This is a genomic window from Fontisphaera persica (assembly GCF_024832785.1).
Taxonomy (GTDB): domain Bacteria; phylum Verrucomicrobiota; class Verrucomicrobiia; order Limisphaerales; family Fontisphaeraceae; genus Fontisphaera; species Fontisphaera persica.
The window spans coordinates 4304567-4321823 of sequence record NZ_CP116615.1; the positions used below are offsets into that span (position 1 = coordinate 4304567).

12 protein-coding genes are annotated in these 17257 nt (G+C 63.5%); 10 read left to right on the top strand and 2 right to left on the bottom strand.

Going from position 1 to position 17257, the window contains the following annotated elements:
• Positions 1–4: 4 nt before the first annotated feature.
• Positions 5–4018, top strand: coding sequence for a DUF8740 domain-containing protein (locus NXS98_RS16075; protein ID WP_283846066.1), 4014 nt, complete (start codon positions 5–7; stop codon positions 4016–4018).
• A gap of 3 nt (positions 4019–4021) precedes the next feature.
• On the opposite strand, the gene NXS98_RS16080 is transcribed toward NXS98_RS16075, so the two are convergent.
• Entirely contained in the window at positions 4022–4810 is a 789-nt protein-coding gene (locus NXS98_RS16080) for a 3-keto-disaccharide hydrolase (protein ID WP_283846068.1), read from the bottom strand.
• 240 nt (positions 4811–5050) lie between these two features.
• On the opposite strand from NXS98_RS16080, the gene NXS98_RS16085 reads away from it, so the two are divergent.
• From NXS98_RS16085 to NXS98_RS16105, 5 genes are all read left to right on the top strand, one after another.
• Positions 5051–5680, top strand: coding sequence for a DUF47 domain-containing protein (locus NXS98_RS16085; RefSeq protein WP_283846069.1), 630 nt, complete (start codon positions 5051–5053; stop codon positions 5678–5680).
• Positions 5681–5751: 71 nt separating this feature from the next.
• Positions 5752–7485 carry an inorganic phosphate transporter gene (locus tag NXS98_RS16090; protein WP_283846070.1) on the top strand — a complete coding sequence of 578 codons (1734 nt, stop codon included), beginning with the start codon at positions 5752–5754 and terminating at the stop codon, positions 7483–7485.
• A 182-nt stretch (positions 7486–7667) separates the two neighbouring features.
• Positions 7668–8855: an FIST signal transduction protein gene (locus NXS98_RS16095; protein WP_283846071.1), complete on the top strand. Its 1188-nt coding sequence runs from the start codon at positions 7668–7670 to the stop codon at positions 8853–8855.
• Positions 8856–8926: 71 nt separating this feature from the next.
• On the top strand, positions 8927–11179 hold the full coding sequence (locus tag NXS98_RS16100) for a carbohydrate binding family 9 domain-containing protein (protein WP_283846072.1): 2253 nt from the start codon (positions 8927–8929) through the stop codon (positions 11177–11179).
• 82 nt (positions 11180–11261) lie between these two features.
• On the top strand, positions 11262–12689 hold the full coding sequence (locus NXS98_RS16105; protein ID WP_283846073.1) for an NAD(P)H-hydrate dehydratase: 1428 nt from the start codon (positions 11262–11264) through the stop codon (positions 12687–12689).
• A 15-nt stretch (positions 12690–12704) separates the two neighbouring features.
• Here NXS98_RS16105 and infA read toward each other — a convergent pair whose 3' ends face one another.
• Complete coding sequence (gene infA / locus NXS98_RS16110; protein ID WP_283846074.1) at positions 12705–12926, bottom strand: translation initiation factor IF-1; 222 nt, start codon at positions 12924–12926, stop codon at positions 12705–12707.
• A gap of 182 nt (positions 12927–13108) precedes the next feature.
• Between infA and NXS98_RS16115 the strand changes: the two genes are divergently transcribed.
• The 4 genes from NXS98_RS16115 to NXS98_RS16130 all read left to right on the top strand — a co-directional run bounded on the left by NXS98_RS16115 (position 13109) and on the right by NXS98_RS16130 (position 17173).
• Positions 13109–13681, top strand: a complete 573-nt coding sequence (locus tag NXS98_RS16115; protein WP_283846075.1) for an EF-hand domain-containing protein — start codon at positions 13109–13111, stop codon at positions 13679–13681.
• Positions 13682–13719: 38 nt separating this feature from the next.
• Entirely contained in the window at positions 13720–14622 is a 903-nt protein-coding gene (locus NXS98_RS16120; RefSeq protein ID WP_283846076.1) for a serine O-acetyltransferase, read from the top strand.
• A 60-nt stretch (positions 14623–14682) separates the two neighbouring features.
• Positions 14683–15504 carry an MBL fold metallo-hydrolase gene (locus NXS98_RS16125; RefSeq protein ID WP_283846078.1) on the top strand — a complete coding sequence of 274 codons (822 nt, stop codon included), beginning with the start codon at positions 14683–14685 and terminating at the stop codon, positions 15502–15504.
• A 64-nt stretch (positions 15505–15568) separates the two neighbouring features.
• Positions 15569–17173 carry a TIGR03790 family protein gene (locus NXS98_RS16130; RefSeq protein WP_283846079.1) on the top strand — a complete coding sequence of 535 codons (1605 nt, stop codon included), beginning with the start codon at positions 15569–15571 and terminating at the stop codon, positions 17171–17173.
• The last annotated feature ends 84 nt before the right edge of the window (positions 17174–17257 follow it).

Genomic DNA, 17257 nt, shown 5'->3' on the forward strand with positions numbered 1-17257 from the left:
TCCCATGAAAAACGCCCCATCCTTCCTGGCCGCCGGCTGGTTGTGTCTCACCCTGGCCTGGCCGGCTCTGGCGCAAACCACCGCCTTCTCCTACCAGGGAAGGCTCATCGAAAACGGCTTCCCCGCCAACGGCCTGTATGACCTCCGTTTTACGCTGTTTGACGGGCCGACCAATGCCATCCCCCTGACGCCGCCCAGTCAGGCCGCGCCCGTGGCCGTCAGCGGCGGACTGTTTCAAGTCGTGCTTGATTTTGGGCCGGGGCTGTTCACCGGCCCGGAGCGCTGGCTGGAAGTGGCGGTGCGCCCGTATGGCTCAACGGGCCCTCATGTCACGCTGGCACCGCGACAATGGATCACCGCCGCACCCTACGCCATGCACGCGCACACCGCTTCCAATTTGTTGGGGCGCGTGAGTGACACCCTCCTGTCCAGCAACATTGCCCGGCTCAATGCGCCCGCCACCTTTACGGGAACGCTGACATTTAATCCTTCCGCCGGCCCGCCCTTTGCCGTGGGCAACACCAGCCGGATTGCCAATCTCAATGCGGACATGCTGGACGGCCTGGACAGCGCGGCCTTCGCGCGCCAAAGCCATCAACATTCTGCGGCGGACCTCACCAGCGGCGTGCTCGTGGACCAGCGGCTTTCCGGCAATGTGGCCTTGTTGAACCGCGCCCAAACCTTTACCGCCAGCAACAGTTTTCAAGGCGTGCTCACCGCCACGAATCTGACCAACCAGATTGCCGGCGCCTTCACCGGCAGCGGCGCGGGCTTGAGCAACCTGCCTGCCGCCCGGCTGACCGGCGTGCTGCCCGAGGCTGCCGTGCCCGCCAGTGTGGCGCGCCTGGCCTCCAACCAGACCTTCACCGGCGCGCTGACCTTTGACCCGCCCACGGGTCCGCCCTTTGCGGTGACCCGTGCAGACGTGGTGGCCAATCTCAACGCGGATTTGCTGGATGGATTAAATGCCACGGACTTCTGGCGCGTGGGCGGCAATACCAACGCCGGCAACCCGGCGCTGTTGGGCACGCTGGATAACGCGGCCCTTGAGCTGCGCGTGAACAACACGGCAGGCCTGCGGCTGTCCCCCAATCCCACCGGCGCTTCGCTGGCGCTCAATCCCGACAGCAACGTGATTCCGTCCGGGGTGCCCGGCGCCACCATTGCCGGGGGCAGTTTCAACACGGCAACCAATAATTATGCGTTTATTGGGGCTGGTTCCATGAACAAGGCGGGGGGAATAGTGGCCGCCATTGCGGGAGGATTTAATAACCAGGCCTCCGGTTATGCCGCTGCCATTCCAGGTGGGGCTGACAATATGGCCGCCGGCACGACCAGCCTGGCGGCTGGTTCTGGCGCCCGCGCCTTGCATGACGGCGCCCTGGTCTGGTCTGACCGCAGCAGCGGACTCGCCTTTACTTCCACCGCGCCGCATCAGGTGCTTTTCCGCGCCGCGGGCGGTATGGGCATTGGCACCAATGCGCCGCAATCCGCATTGCACGTGGCCGGCACCGTTCAAGCCACTGGCTTGAAACTGCCGGCGGGCGCCGCCGCCGGCGCCGTGCTGGTTTCTGATGCGGACGGCGTGGCGGGCTGGCAGCCCCCGGCAGTGCGCGCTCAGACCAACGCCACCAGCCCCAATCTGATTGGCGGCCATGCGGCCAACTTCGTGGCCAACGGCGTGGTGGGCGCCACCATTGGCGGCGGTGGCAACGCGGTCAATTCCAATCAAGTCACGGTCTCTTATGGCACCATCGCCGGCGGGCGCGGCAACTCCGTGAGCGGTGCGGACGGCGCCGTTTCTGGCGGTTTGAGCAACGTGGTATCCGGGGGGGCGGCGGCGGCGGGAGGGGGCTACTTGAATACCGCTTCCGGCCCGTTTTCCACCGTGAGCGGCGGCGAAACCAATCGCGCCACCGCCAGCCATGCCACCGTGGGCGGCGGCCGCGCCAACCGCGCCTCCGAAGTGGGCGCTACCGTGGGCGGCGGCCATGCCAATCAAGCCAGCGGACCATCCGCCACCATCGCCGGCGGAACCAATAACGTCGTCTCTCTCACCGGCGGCGCGGTGGGCGGCGGCGCAAGCAACTCCGTGGCGGGCGTTTATGGCACCGTGGCCGGCGGCCTGGCCAACTGGGCCAATGGCAGCTTTGCCGCGGTGGGCGGTGGGTGGAGCAATCGGGCCATAAACACGTATGCCACCATCCCCGGCGGCTTCAATAATTCGGCTGAAGGACTGGCCAGTTTTGCCGCCGGCGCCGGCGCGCGCGCCCTCCATACCACGGCTTTTGTGTGGGCCGACAATTCCACCACCACCACCTTCGCCAGCACGGCTGACCATCAATTTCTCATCCGCGCCAGTGGCGGCGTGGGCATCGGGGCGGCGCCGGTGGATGCCATGCTCGACGTGGAGGGCAACCTGCGCATCAATGATGGTGATTTGTTTCTGCGGGGCGGCAGCGATCGCAATCACGGTTTTGGCTGGTATGGCTCGGGCAAACCTTTCGCCACAATTACCCCCGATGGGCCGGTGGCTTATGGCTGGTCGGGCGGCGCGTTAGGCACCAAGAGCGGGGGCGAACGCATCGCGCTGGCATGGAACAGCTCCCAGCAAGTGGGCATCGGCACGACTGCCCCCGGCAACCCCCTGGCCGTGGAAGGCACAGGCACGGCCCTGGGTGGCGTGGCCGGCTTCAATGAAGTGGTGGCCCGCTTCAAACGCACCGGCAGCGGCCACACGGCGGTGGCGGTGGATGCCCTGGCCGGGCAGGATGCCGTCCTTTATTTCTCCGAAGACGGCGTGGCCAAATGGAATCTGCGGCATGACCGGGACCCGGACGGTGCCTTCCAGTTGCGTACGCCGGACGGGACCATTCACTGGCACGTGCTCCCGGATGGCCGCATGGGCATGGGCACCACCACCCCCGGCGCCCGGCTGGAGCTGTATGGGCCGGATGTCACCCTGCGCCTGCGCAACGCCAATGACGCCGGCGGCGCCTTCGCCATCAACACTTTCTCCAGTCTGCAACTGGGCATCTACGCGCCGCCCGGCGCCGCCTTTGGCATCGTGCCCGCCGGCGAGCGGAGGACGTTTTTCGCCATTGCCAACTCCGGCGTGGTCGGCTCCATGCGCGCCGCCCCCGGCAGCCCGGTCTTTCGCAACATTCTGGATGACGCCAACGGCAGCCTGGTGGTGGACGCCCAGGGATTGAACACCGGCTCGCTGGTGAATGGCTTGCGCTTGGGGGGCACGGCCAGCGGGGAAGGCATTGTTTCCAAGCGCACCAGCGGCGGCAACCAGTTTGGGCTGGACTTCCTCACCTCCTCGCAACCGCGCCTGAGCATTGCCGCCAATGGCAACGTCGGCATCGGCACCACCTCGCCCGGCGAGCGCTTCTGGGTGGAATCTCCCAATCAAACGGTGGCCGTAGTCCGCGGCACCAGCACCGGCGGCACCTGGCTGGGCCTGGAAAACGGCTCCGCCGGCGGCCAGCGCTGGTCCATCATCAGCACCGGCAGCGGCAACGGCGAAGGCCCGGGCCGCCTCCTCTTCTTCACCAGTCAATCCAGCTCCACCAAATTGCGCCTCGAACCCAACGGCGACCTGGTGGCCGCTGGCACGGTGACGGGCAGCTCGGACCGCGACCGCAAGGAAAATCTCGAAGCGGTGGAGCCGCTGGAGGTGCTGCGCAAAGTGGCGGGCCTTCGGCTGGCCACCTGGAATTACAAGGATGACGAGGCGAAAACACGGCATTTGGGGCCAATGGCCCAGGACTTCTACGCGGCTTTCCAACTCGGCGCCGATGACAAACACATCGCCATGGTGGACGCTGATGGCGTGGCGCTGGCGGCCATCCAGGGCCTGAATCAACTGGTGGCGGAGAAGGAGCAAAAAATCAACAATTTGCAGCAGGAAGTCGCCGCCTTGCGCGCCGCGCTGGCTGCGCAGGAAAAATCCGCCCGCCAGTGGGAAGAACGGTTGCAGGCCCTGGAGCAGCGGCTGAATGCCACGCCTTGAGCCTTAATCCAGCTTGCGAATCCGCACGTTTTTAATGGCGCCGGTGGTGGACCAGGCGGCAAAGCCGAACGGGCGCGACTCCTCGATTTCCCCCGGGCGCACATCAATCTTTTTCCCCTTGGTGTTCACATTGGCCACCTTTTTGTTGTCCACCCACGCCTCAATCTTGTCCGGCGTCACCCGCACGCGGAAGCGATACCACCGGCCATTTTCAAACGCGATGAACTGGGTGGTTTCATTCTCCGAGGCGTCCATGCTGTCAATGCTCGAGATGCCCACCACCCCGCCGCCCCATCCGCCGGTGATTAACGTGCAATGCGTCTCCCCCACCGGAAAAGTCAAACTGGCAAAGAAATCCGTGCCCGCAACCCGGCACCCTTCCCAGGTCACCTCATAATTCATGCGGGGGATGGGATTGGTGTAGTTCACCCCGGTCATGATGCCCTCATGCAGGATGATTTTGCCGTCTTTGACCTCCACTTCTCCGTGTCCGGCAAACGGCGTGATTTTCCAGCCCTTGAGGCTTTGTCCGTCAAAAATCAATTCGCCTTCCTCCACTTCCTCTTCGGCCGGGGCCGGGGCGTTGGTGGCGCCCGCCACCGCCGGGGTGGGGCACGTCCCGCAACCGGCGGCCGCCGCCTGGCCGCTCTTGCAGGGACAAGCGGCGCTCTTGCCGCTCTTGCAGCCGCCGCTGGTGCAAATTAAAACCAGGCTGAGGCCAAGACCCAGGGTGGGGAGAAAAAAGCGCGCCTTGCCTGCCCGAAATGGAAAACACCATGACATGCGTTTCATGGTGCCCATCTTACCTTCCTCCCCGGCCAAGACCAAGCGCAAATGCAGTCGGGGCGCTGGCAGTTTTGGCGCCAGCCCGTCCCCTTTTCCCGGCGGCCCCAAAGCCCCCCGCTTTCTCCCCGCAGGCCGCGTGAGGGAGGGCCGCCCTTGAAGCGGCTGCCCGGGACACTTGGCAAACCGTAACATTTACGTAACAAATTAGACAAATTATCGTAACATTAGTTTCTTAAATCTACAGCCATGATTTCGATACAAAAACTTTTGGGCAAAGATGATGTTTTCTACAATTTGCTCGAAGCCAGCGCACAGGAAGGCCTGCACAGCGCCCAGGTGTTGACCCGCCTTCTGCGGCAGCCGCAACAGCCCACCCACTTGCAGGAATTCTCGGAATTTCGCCGCAACGATAAAAAAATCACCAAGGAAATCGAGGAGAGGCTGGTCAAGACATTTGTCACAGCTTTGGAACGGGAAGATATCGAATCGTTGTCAAGCGCGCTGTATAAAATCCCCAAGACCATCGAAAAATTTGCGGAACGTTATCTGCAAATCCAGGCGCTGGTGAAAGACCATGACTTCACCCCCATGGCCCGGCTGGTGGAGCGGGCGGCCACTCTGGTGGGGGAAATGGTCAAGGCCTTGCGCCGCCATGCGCCGCTGGAGGAAATGAAGGATTTGAATGGCCGGTTGCAGGAGGTGGAGGGGGAGGCGGACAAATACCTGCTGGAGGTGTTCAAGGACTTGTACGGGGGCAAGTATGAGCCGTTGCAGGTGCTGGCCTTGAAAGAGCTGCATGAGCTGCTGGAAAAAACGGTGGACCGCTGCCGCGATGCGGGCAACACCGTCACCTACATTGTGTTGAAACATTCTTGAACCGCCTCCGGGCGATGGCGGGCCGGCCGGAGAGAACCCGGCGGCCCGCGGGAAACAAATTGGGGTAACGCATGGAACTGGTCATTGTGGTCATTCTGGTGGCGTTGATTTTCGAGTACATCAACGGATTTCACGACACCGCCAACTCCATTGCCACGGTGGTTTCCACCAAGGTGCTCACGCCGCGCCAGGCGGTGATTATGGCCGCCCTGGCCAACCTGGGCGGGGCGATGCTCGGCACGGCCGTGGCCAAGACCATTTCCTCCGGCTTGATTGACAGCAAGGTGGTGACCGTCACCTCCGAGATGCTGGTTTGCGCCCTCCTGGGCGGGATTACCTGGAATCTGATTACCTGGTGGTTTGGCATGCCCTCCAGCTCCAGTCATGCGCTGATTGGCGGGTTGTGCGGCGCCGCCCTGGCCGGCGCCAAAGGCAACTGGCAGGCCATTATCTGGTCGCAGCCCAACCCCAGTGACTGGCTCAAGAGCGGCGGACTTTTGTACAAGGTGGTCATTCCCATGTTCAGCTCCCCCCTGGGCGGTTTTGTGCTGGGCTTCCTCATTATGGGCCTCCTTTATCTCCTGGTCACGCTGTTGCGGCTGACGCCGCGCATTGTCAATCTCACCTTCGGCAAGGCCCAAATCCTGAGCGCCGCCGCCATGGGGGTTATGCACGGCACCAATGACGCCCAGAAAACCATGGGCATCATTGCCCTGGCGCTCATGGCCGCCACCACCGCCGGCACTTTTGACCAACTGCCCCGCTATTTGAACTGGCTGTATTATCCCACCACCACCCCCGTGGTGTACGAGGCCTTCAATCAACTGGGTGAAATGGCCCGCGACGGCCAGGGCCTGCCGCAAAACCTGCCTCACGCCGCCAGCGACTTCAAACATGCCGCCGAGAAAAACAACGCCAACGCCCAATATAATCTGGCGTTGCTTTACCTGGAGGGCCGCGGGGTCGAGGTCAACTACCGCCTGGCGGCCGAATGGCTCGAGCGCGCCGCCAAAAACCAGCATCGCCAGGCCCGGGAAAAACTGGCCGAGCTTTATCAAAAAGGCATGGGAGTCCCCAAAGACGAAGCCCGGGCGGCGGCGTTGCTGGAAAATCTACCTCCCCCCTCCCCACCGTTCACCATTCCCCGGCGCAAACTGGACGGCCAGCCCGCCGTGGAGGCCGAGGCCCTGGCCTGGCTCCAGGCACGGGTGGCCCGCAACAATGCCGAGGCCCAGTCCGTGCTGGCCGCGTGGTACTGGCATGGGGTTGGGGGACTGCCCCAGGACCGCGCCCAGGCGGTGCGCTTGTGGCAGCAGAGTGCGCAACGCAATCATCCCGAAGCCCTCTACTGCCTGGGCGTGCTCCATCGGCACGGCGTGGAGTTGCCGCAGGATTTGCCGCAGGCAGTCCGCTATTTTCATCGGGCGGCGAAAATGGAGGGCATCAAGCTCTGGATTAAAGTCGTTTGCGCCATCACCATGGCGGCCGGCACCGCCGCCGGCGGCTGGCGCATCATCAAAACGCTCGGCCATAAAATGGTGAAGCTGCAGCCCATCAACGGCTTTGCCGCGGAAACCAGCTCGGCCACCATGATTTTTCTGGCCACCACTTTGGGCATTCCCGTCTCCACCACCCACAACATCTCCGCGGCCATCATGGGCGTGGGTTGCGCCCGGCGCTTCAACGCCTTGCGCTGGACCGTGGTGGAGCGCATGGTCTGGGCATGGGTCCTGACCATTCCCATTTCCGGCGGCCTGGGATATTTGCTGTGCCGCCTGGGCCAGTGGGCCGGATGGATTCAGTAACACCGCGGCAGCCCAAACTCCCTGCTGCCAGGCAGCCCCCAAGAAAAATCTGAGCTGCCAGGGACCAACAAGCATTCCCTGCCCCCGTCTCTCTCTGCCCGTCGCCGGTTGGACGGGATTTTTTTTGACCGCTTTTTGCCCTTCCCATTTGCTCCGCGGGCGGGCGCGGATTATCTTCCTGCGTGCGAAATGAGTATTCCATTTCGGCCTACTTTCCGGGGCGATATGAAGAGCTGCGGCTTGCCGCGTGGGCGCAGGAGCTGCGGCAGCAGTTGAGCCGTCCGCCCACGCTGGGGCTGGTTTTTTTGAGTCCCGATTGGGCCGAGCATGCCGGTGAAGCGCTGGAACTGATTCAAGTGCATGCGCGGGTGCCCTTGCTGGCCGGCTGCAGCGGCATGGGGTTGATTGCCGGCTCCCGGGAATACGAGGACACCCCCGGCGCGGTGCTGGGCTTGTATCATTTGCCGGGCGCGACGGTGCGCGGCTTTCACCTGACCCAATCCCAGGTGCTGGAGGCCGACAACCGGCAATACTGGTATGCTGAGACCGGCATTGGCCGCGAACAAACCAACGGCTGGCTGGCTTTTGCGGACCCCTACACGTTGGATTCTGAAACCTGGCTCAAGCAATGGAATGAGGCCTATCCCGGCCTGCCGGTGGTGGGCGGCCTGGCCAGCGGAGTGCCCTCCCTGCGCAGCACGCAGGTGTACTTGAATAACCAGGCTTTCGATGACGGCGCGGTGGTGGTGTCCCTGGGTGGTGAAGTCAAGCTGGGCGCCGTAATCTCGCAGGGGTGCACCCCCATCGGCGAGCCTTGGACCATCACCCAAAGTGAACGCAATTTCATCCGCCAAATTGGCAACCGCCCGGCTTACAAAGTGTTGTTGGACACGTTTCACGCCCTGGATTTGGAGGAGCAAAAGAAGGCCCGCGGCAATTTGTTCATCGGCCTGGCCATGAGCGAGTATGTCGAGCAATTTCATCGGGGCGACTTCCTGATTCGCAATCTGCTCGGAGGCGATCCCAATTCCGGCGCGCTGGCGGTGGGGGCCTGGCCCCGCACCGGGCAGACCATCCAGTTTCAGCGCCGCGACGCCGAGGCGGCCACCGAGGACATGATTGCCCTCCTCACCCGCGCCCGGGAGATGTGGCAGGGGCACACCCTATATGGCGGGTGTTTGTTTGCCTGCAATGGCCGGGGAGTGGGCTTGTTTGGCGCGCCCGACCATGACGCCAATCTTGTGCAGCAACACCTCGGGCCGCTGGGAGTGTCCGGCTTTTTCTGCAACGGTGAGATTGGCCCGGTGGGGCCGCGCAATTACCTCCACGGTTACACCGCCGCGGTGGGGGTTTTCATGAATCTCATTTAATCGCCCGGCGCGCCTTTTTCGCGCATGAATTAAATAAACTTCTCAGCTTTCACGTCGAATTAGACTACATCATGGCAGGCAGGGCTTCCGTACGGGCACGGGAGCGCCATGAGTCGGACGTGCAAGCAACCCAGGCATGGCATTACCTTGTGGGCGCGGGGCGGCTGTGGTTGGCCGCCGCCGCCGCTTTTTGTGGCCTGCTCCACGGCCAGGCGGCCGAGGAAACCTTGAACCCTCCCCTGACCCCTCCTCCGGCCCTCTGGCCCGTGACGTTCACCGAAACGGCGCCAGTTCTGGACGGGCGCCTGGACGATGCCTGTTGGGCCAAGGCTCCCGCGTTCACCAATTTTACCCAGGTCCTGCCGGTGGAAGGCGCGGCGCCGTCGGAGGCCACGGAGGTGCGCCTGCTTTTCACGCGGGATTATTTATACCTCGGAGTGCGCTGCTTTGACCGGCAACCGCACGCGATTCTGGCCAGACAAATGCAGCACGATGCCAACCTCCGCAGCGATGATTATTTCATGGTGGCCCTCGATACCTTCAACCGCCAGCGTGAGGGCTATTATTTCATGGTCAACCCCGCCGGCGTGCGGGTCGAAGGTTTGATTGAAAACTTCAGCGTGGCCAACAAATCCTGGGACACCCTCTGGCACGCCCATGCGCGCCGCGATGCGCAGGGATGGACGGCGGAAATGGCTATTCCCTTTCGCAGCCTGGGGTTTGACCCCCAGACCAACGCCTGGGGCTGCAACTTTGAACGCTGCATTCGCCGCAACCAGGAGCTGCTCCGCTGGACGGCCGTAAGCCCCGCCAAAGCCATGACCACCCTGGCGGATTTTGGCCAGATTCATGGCCTGCATCAGTTGCGCCAGGGGCGCGGGCTGGAGCTGCGGCCCTTTGCCGGCGGCAAATTCCGCGATGACCGCCTCAATCAGCGGCAACAATGGGAGTTCCGGCCAGGGCTGGATGTGACCTATCAAATCACCCCCATGCTCAAGTTACAGGGCACCTTGAACACCGACTTTGCCGAGGCCGAAGTGGACGAGCGGGTGGTGAATCTGACCCGGTTTCCCCTCTTCTTCCCCGAAAAGCGGGACTTTTTTCTGCAGGACGCCTCCGTGTGGCGCTTTGGCGGACTGACCTATTCGCCGCTGCCCTATTATTCCCGCCGCATCGGGCTGGCCGAAGACGGCACGCCGGTGGACATTATGGGGGGCGCCCGGCTCACCGGGCGGTTGAATGGCGCCACGCTGGGGCTGCTCAATGTCCAGCAGGAGGCCTACCGCGACGTCCCTTCCAAAAACCTCACCGTCGCCCGTTTTTCGCATCAGGTCTTCGAGGAGTCCAATGTGGGGGTGATGCTCACCCATGGCGATCCCCGCCGGCGCGGAGACAACACCGTGGTGGGAGCCGACTTCAATTACCTGAACAGCCGGCTCGCCGACAACCGGCAGCTCCTGGGGCACGCTTTCTGGTTGATGAGTGATTCGGAAGCCAGAGGCGGGCGCGGCCTGGCCTGGGGCTTCAAGCTGGACTTTCCCAATGAGCCGCTGGAGGCCGAGGCCATTTTCCGGCAGGTGGACGCGCGTTTTGATCCGGCGCTGGGGTTTGTTTCCCGGCGGGACATCCGCCAGTACATCCTGGGCGCGCGCTACCTCTGGCGCCTGAACACCCGCCTGCTGCGCTCGGTGTCCTTGGGGCTGCGCCCCACCTGGGCCACCGATACCAGCAGGCGGCTCATCGAGGAGGATTATGATTTGCCTTACCTCTCCTTGACCACGCCGGCGGGCGACTCCTGGTACGTGGAATACTCCTTAAACCGCGATGTCGTGGATGCCCCCTTTGAAATGTGGCCGGGCGTCTGGATTCCGGCCGATGATTATGGCTGGGGCGGATTTCGCACGTTCATCCGCACCAGCGAAGCGCGGCCGCTGAGCGTCTTTTTGAACTTTCGGCACGGCGATTATTACCACGGCACCCGGCAGGATTACCTGAGTGAACTCACCTGGCGCCCCTCCAGCCACTGGTTGTGGGGACTCAATTACCAACTGCGCCGTGTCCGTTTGCCCAGCGGGGATTTTGACGCCCGCCTGGTTGGCCTGCGGCTGAATCTCACCTTCACGCCCAACCTCTCCTGGAACAACCTGGTGCAATACGAGAACCAAACCCGCTCCGCGGGCTGGAACAGCCGGTTGCGCTGGACCTTCCGCCCCGGCAGCGATGCGTACCTGGTTTTCAACCAGGGCATGGCCCTGGACGAGTGGCGGCTCAGCCGCCAGTGGAGCGAGCTTTCCTGCAAAGTGGTGGTGACCCTCCGTTTCTAGACTTAATTGCTCTCCCGCCGCCCCCCTTGATGCGGCTGCACTCGAAGGTTGTCACGCTTCCCGTGGCGGTTACAATCGCCTCATGCCAGTGCCCGTCATTTCCATTGCCCAGATGCGGGAGTGGGAAAATCAGAGCTGGGCGGCCGGACGCTCCGAGGCCGAGGTCATTCATCAGGCCGGCGCCGCTCTGGCCCGCGAACTCCAGTGTTGGTGGAAGCCGCATGAGCCCTTGCTCATCCTTGCCGGGCGCGGCCACAACGGGGACGACGCCCGGGCGGCGGCGGAATGTTTCCCTCCCGAAAAAGTCACCCTGCTGAATGTCCACGACCCCGCCGAGGCATTATCCGGGTTCAAGGCGGCTCGGCAACGGCACGCAAAAACCCCGGGCTGGATTGTGGATGGATTGTTTGGCATTGGCCTCAATCGTCCCCTGGGCGATGCCTGGCGCACGCTGGTGGAGGAAATCAATGCCTCCGGCTGGCCCGTGGCAGCGGTGGATGTGCCCAGCGGCCTGGATGCAGACACCGGCCAACCCCTCGGCGCCGCGGTGCGGGCCACCTTGACAGTGACTTTTGGCGCGCCCAAATGGGGGCTGTTGCAGCCCACGGCGGCGGAATACACAGGCCGCCTGCAGGTGGCGCCGGAAATTGGCCTGGTGCCATGCCCCTTTGCCGGCAAGGTGCAATGGACGTTGGCCGAGGATTTCGCCGGCTTTCCCCCGCTCCGACCCATCCATGGGCACAAGGGAAGTTTCGGCCATTTGGGCATTGTTGCGGGTAGCCCGGGTTACCACGGGGCCGCGGTCCTGGCGGCCTTGGGTGCGCAAAAGGCCCAACCCGGACTCATCACCGTGGCCACCATGGAAGGCACATATCTGCCCATTGCTGCACAATTACGCTCGCCCATGGTCACGGTGTGGACACCGCATACCTTTGAACAAAAACCGTGCAACGCCTGGCTGATGGGGCCGGGGCTGGCCGGTGCGCTGGAGCATCGCGACCTCAAGGAGGCGTTGCAGGCCCTCTGGCGCGACTTTCCCGGCCCCGTGGTGGCCGATGCCAGCGCCCTCGACATGCTGGCTCCCGGTCCTTCGGCCGGTTTGCGTGTCCTCACGCCGCACCCGGGGGAGGCGGCGCGATTGTTGAAATGCCCGGTGGCCGAAGTTTTGCGGGACCGCTGCGCGGCGGCACAAGCCTTGGAAGAACTCTTTCCCGGTGCCTGCATCGTGCTCAAGGGATGGCTCACGCTGGTGCATGAACGTAAAAGCGGGACGTTCCTCAATCCCACCGGCAATCCGCATCTGGCGCAGGGCGGGTCAGGGGACTTGTTGGCGGGCTACCTGGCCGGCTGGCTGGCGCAACCGTTGGCCGCCTCCCAGGCGTTGACCGCCATTCGTTATGCGGTGTGGGAACACGGCGCCGCGGCCGACCGCCTGCAACGCCGGGGGGCCGCATGGACCATGGACAACCTGGCGGCGGAGTTGGGGGCCGGAAAGTCCGTCACTCCTTAGTGGCCGGGCAGCCGCCTATTGGTTGATGCGGTAGGTGATGCGCGCCTTGCCCAAATCGTAGGGGGACATCTGCACCCGCACCTTGTCGCCCACGCTGATGCGGATGAAATTTTTGCGCATCTTGCCCGAAATATGCGCCAGCACCTCATGCCCGGTGGGCAGCGCCACACGAAACATCGTTCCCGGGAGCACTTGCGTCACCCGGCCATCAAATTCAATCGGTTCTTCTTTGGACACGTTGTTGGCTCTAATCCGCTTTTTGGCGGCGCCGGCCTTTGTCGGCACCGCACCCTTATCAGGGTGCCTAATCTGTCTGCCTGCCCAATAATTGCAAGCACTTTTTGGGCCATGCCAGGGACCGGAATAGCCATTGCCAACGGACGGCCCAAGTGTCATTCTTTCATCGAGGCAAGATGCTCATGAGAAACTCCTGGTTCAGGCGGTGGGGTCTGGGCGGGCTGGCGGGCGCCGTGCTCCTGGCAGCGACAGGGGATTTGGCCGCGGCCAGCGCCCCCAAGGCCGAGCCGAAAGCCAAAAACCGTGCGCCGGAAGGCGACCGCACCGTGGTGGTGGACGGCGTCAAATACGCCGTGCCCGCCCATCCGCAGGAAGGCAGCGCCAACGCGCTGTTGCTTAAAAAATTTGATTTGAATGGCGACGGCAAGATTGACGAGGCCGAGATTGCCGCGGCGCAGGCCGCCGCCACCAACCGGCTGCAGACCCTGCCCAAAGCCGGGGATGACCGGCGCTTGACCGCCAAAGATTTGTACGAAGGCGGCGACCCCGCGCGGCGCCGCGCCACCAGCAAAATTGGCTCCGATGATTTGCTGCGCCAATATGACAAGAATGGTGACGGCCAGTTGGACGCCGCCGAGTTTCAGAAGCTTAAGGACGATTTGAGCAAGGGCGGCAGCCATCGCGAGCTGCGCCCCGATGCCCCGCCGCCGCCTCCGGCCAAACCACAGCCGGTGGTCAAACCCGCTATTCGTTAACCCGCGCCTGATTCTTCGCCACTACCGTGACCAACACTGTGACTCGACTGGCCGACCAATTACTGGCCTCCTATCAGCAACAAGGCGGCATCAACCACGTGGACGGCAAGAATCTGCCCTCCCAAAACGCCGTGGTGGCCATTACGGCGGATTTGATGCGCCTGTTATTCCCCGGTTTTTTTGATGAAAAACCCCTGCATTCCTCGGAATTGCAGTGGGAAACCACCGTGCTGGTGCACAAGGTGCTGGTGCGGCTGGAGGAGGAAATTTACAAGAGCCTCGAATACAAGCCCCCCGAAGGCGCGCGCAAGAAGGAGCTGCGCCCCTTGGCGCGGCAATACGCGGAGGAGCTGCTGGCGGGCATCCCGTGCCTGCGGGAAATTTTGCAGACGGATGTCGAGGCGGCCTATAACGGCGACCCTGCCGCCCTGAGCCGGGAAGAGGTGATTGTGGCGTATCCGTTTGTGGAGGCCATTGCCGTGCATCGCCTGGCCCATGAGCTGTACCGCCGGCACATTGCCTTGATTCCGCGCATCATGTCGGAATGGGCCCACAGCCGCACGGGCATGGACATTCATCCGGGAGCCACCATCGGCTCGCATTTCTTCGTGGACCACTGCACCGGCACGGTGATTGGCGAGACCAGCGTCCTCGGCAATCACGTCAAGTTATACCAGGGCGTCGCCTTGATTGCGCGCTCGCTCTCCGGCGGCCAGCAGTTGCGCGGCGTGAAGCGCCATCCCACGCTCGAGGACCGCGTCACCGTCTATGCCGGTGCCACCATCATGGGCGGGGATACCGTGGTGGGGGAGGGCAGCACCATCGGGGCCAATGTCTTCCTCAGCCACAGCGTGCCGCCGCGCTCGTTGGTGGTGATGGAAGACGTGAAGATTAAGGTCCTCAACAAGGAAGCCCGCAAGGCGGTGGACTTTCAAATCTGACCCGGCGCTTCTCCCCCCCCCTCACTGGACACGCCCCCCGCCACCCGCTACTTTACCCGCATGAGTTTGGAAGACCATGTGGGTGATGTCATCCGCAAAGCGCGGGAAATGGCCAACGTCAGCGCTGCCACTGCGGCCCAGGCGCTGGGAATCAGCCTGGACGAGCTGCAAACCTTGGAAGCTCAGGGCAATTGTGGCAGGCCGCTGGACTTTGCCATGCTGGGCAAATTGCTGACCCTGGACGCGGGCCGGTTGGCGCGGCTGGCGGCCGGCTGGCATCCGGCCCAGCCGGATTTGAGCCAGTGGCGGCAGCTCCGGCAAATCACCTCCGGCCGCGGTTTTTCCGTGCATTGCTACCTGGTGTGGGATGAGGCCACCCGGGATGCCGCTTTGTTTGACACCGGTTATGATGCCGGGGCGGTGTTTCAAATCGTAGAGTCCGAGGGGCTGGAATTGCGCCACCTCTTCATTACTCATTCCCACGCCGACCACGTGGCGGTGCTGGATGACATTCGGCGGCGATTCCCGCGCGCGCAACTACACACCAGCGCGCCCGATGCCCTGCCGCAACATCGCAACCGCCCCCAGGATTGCATTCACGTGGGCAACCTGCGCGTCACCCACCGTCCCACTCCCGGCCACGCCCCCGACGGCGTGACCTACATTGTGGGCAACTGGCCCGAGGACGCCCCCTTTGTGGCCATGGTGGGCGACGCCATTTTCGCCGGCAGCATGGGCCGCGCCGGCGCCCACGGCGACCTCGCCAAGAGCAAGGTGCGCGAGCAAATCCTCTCCCTGCCCCCCGACACCTTGTTGTGCCCCGGCCACGGGCCGCTGACCACCGTGGCGGAGGAAAAGGCCAACAATCCCTTCTTTGCCTGAGGGCCGCGGGCTTGATTTTCGCCGCCATTGTGGGTTAATCGCCGCCAGCGCCAACGGCGTTTGCATGATTTATAATTCAATTATCTCTTTCTGGCTGATGGCGGTGGCCCTGGGCGTGTTCTCCCTCCCCGCTGTCCCCGCCACCCCCAACGAGGCCGCCTCGGTGGTGGTGGTGTACAATCGGGATTTGCCTGATTCTCGGCGCGTGGCCGAGTATTACGCCACCCGCCGCGGCGTGCCACCGGATTATCTCCTTGGATTGTCCCTCCCCAAAACCGAAACCATGAGCCGCGCTGAGTATGACCAGCAATTGCGCGCGCCCCTCCTGCGCTGGCTGACGGAAAACCGCCATTGGAAATATGCCGACCCCCAAGCTCCCGCCGGCCTGCCCGTGCAGGCCAGCATCCGTTTTGCCGTGCTCTGTTATGGCGTGCCGTTGAAAATCCGGCCGGAACCCGCCCTGAAAGAGCCGGCGGCGGCGGCATTGCCCCCGGCGCTTCAACGCAACGAGGCGGCGGTGGATTCCGAGCTGGCCTGCCTGCCGGGCAGCGTGACCAATTACTTGATTGCCGGCGCGCTGCCCAATCCCTTTCATGGCGCCACCAACGTGGCCCGGTTGCACCCCACCAACGGCCTGTTGCTGGTGACGCGCCTGGATGGCCCCTCGGCGGAAATCGCGCGCGGGCTGGTGGACCAAGCCCTGGCCGCGGAGACCAACGGCCTGTGGGGCCGCGCCTACCTGGACTTGCGACAAACCACCGACACCAATTACGCGCTGGGCGACCGCTGGCTGGCCACCACCGCGCAAATGCTCTGGCGCATGGGCTATTGGACGGAAGTGGACACCAACGCCGCCACCTTCAGCGCAGGTTATCCCATGAGTCACATCGCCTTCTACGCCGGCTGGTATGACGAGCATGTTTCCGGGCCGTTCACCTTGCCGGAAGTGGAGTTCATGCCGGGAGCCTTTGTGTACCATCTGCATTCCTTCAGCGCCGCTTCCGTGCGCAACCCCCTGCAGCACTGGGCGGGGCCGCTCCTGGCCAAGGGCGCGGCGGCCACCATTGGCTTTACGGATGAGCCTTATTTGGCCGGGACGCTCGATGTGCCCACCTTCACCGCCAACTGGCTGGGCGTGGGCGCCACTTTCGCCGAGGCCGCCTACGCCGCGCAGGGCAATCTCTCCTGGCAAACCACCGTCATTGGCGACCCACTTTATCGCCCGGCCGCGCGCCGGCCGGAGGAGCGGCATGCCGACCTTGCCGCCCGGAACAGCTCCCTCATCGAGTGGTCCCATGCCAAGGTGGTGGTGCTCAATCTGGCCACCGGCCTGAGCCCCCTGGAAATCATGCGGTACCTGGAAAACCTGACCAACACCGCCAGCAGCGCAGTGCTCACCGAGATGCTGGCGGATTTGTACTGGCAGAACCGCAAATTACTGGACGGTCTTTACACCACCGAAAGCGCCCTGCAACGGGGGCCTTCCCCGCAGCAAAAGGTGCGCCTCTATTTGAAGACCGCCGAGCGGCTCCAATTCCTGCAGCGGTATCCCCAGCGCCTGGCCTGTCTGGAAGCCCTGGTCAAGGAGTTTCCCGACCACCCGCGCACAGCGGAAGTGAAGAAAGAAATGGCGGAGTTGAAAGCCAAACTCGCCAAACCCTCTCCCTAAAGGCTCGGCCTGGGCAGTGGGTGGCGATTTGGCGTCACCTTGCTTGCAAGGGCTTAAAGCTGTCGGTGCTGTCGGCGTAACCGC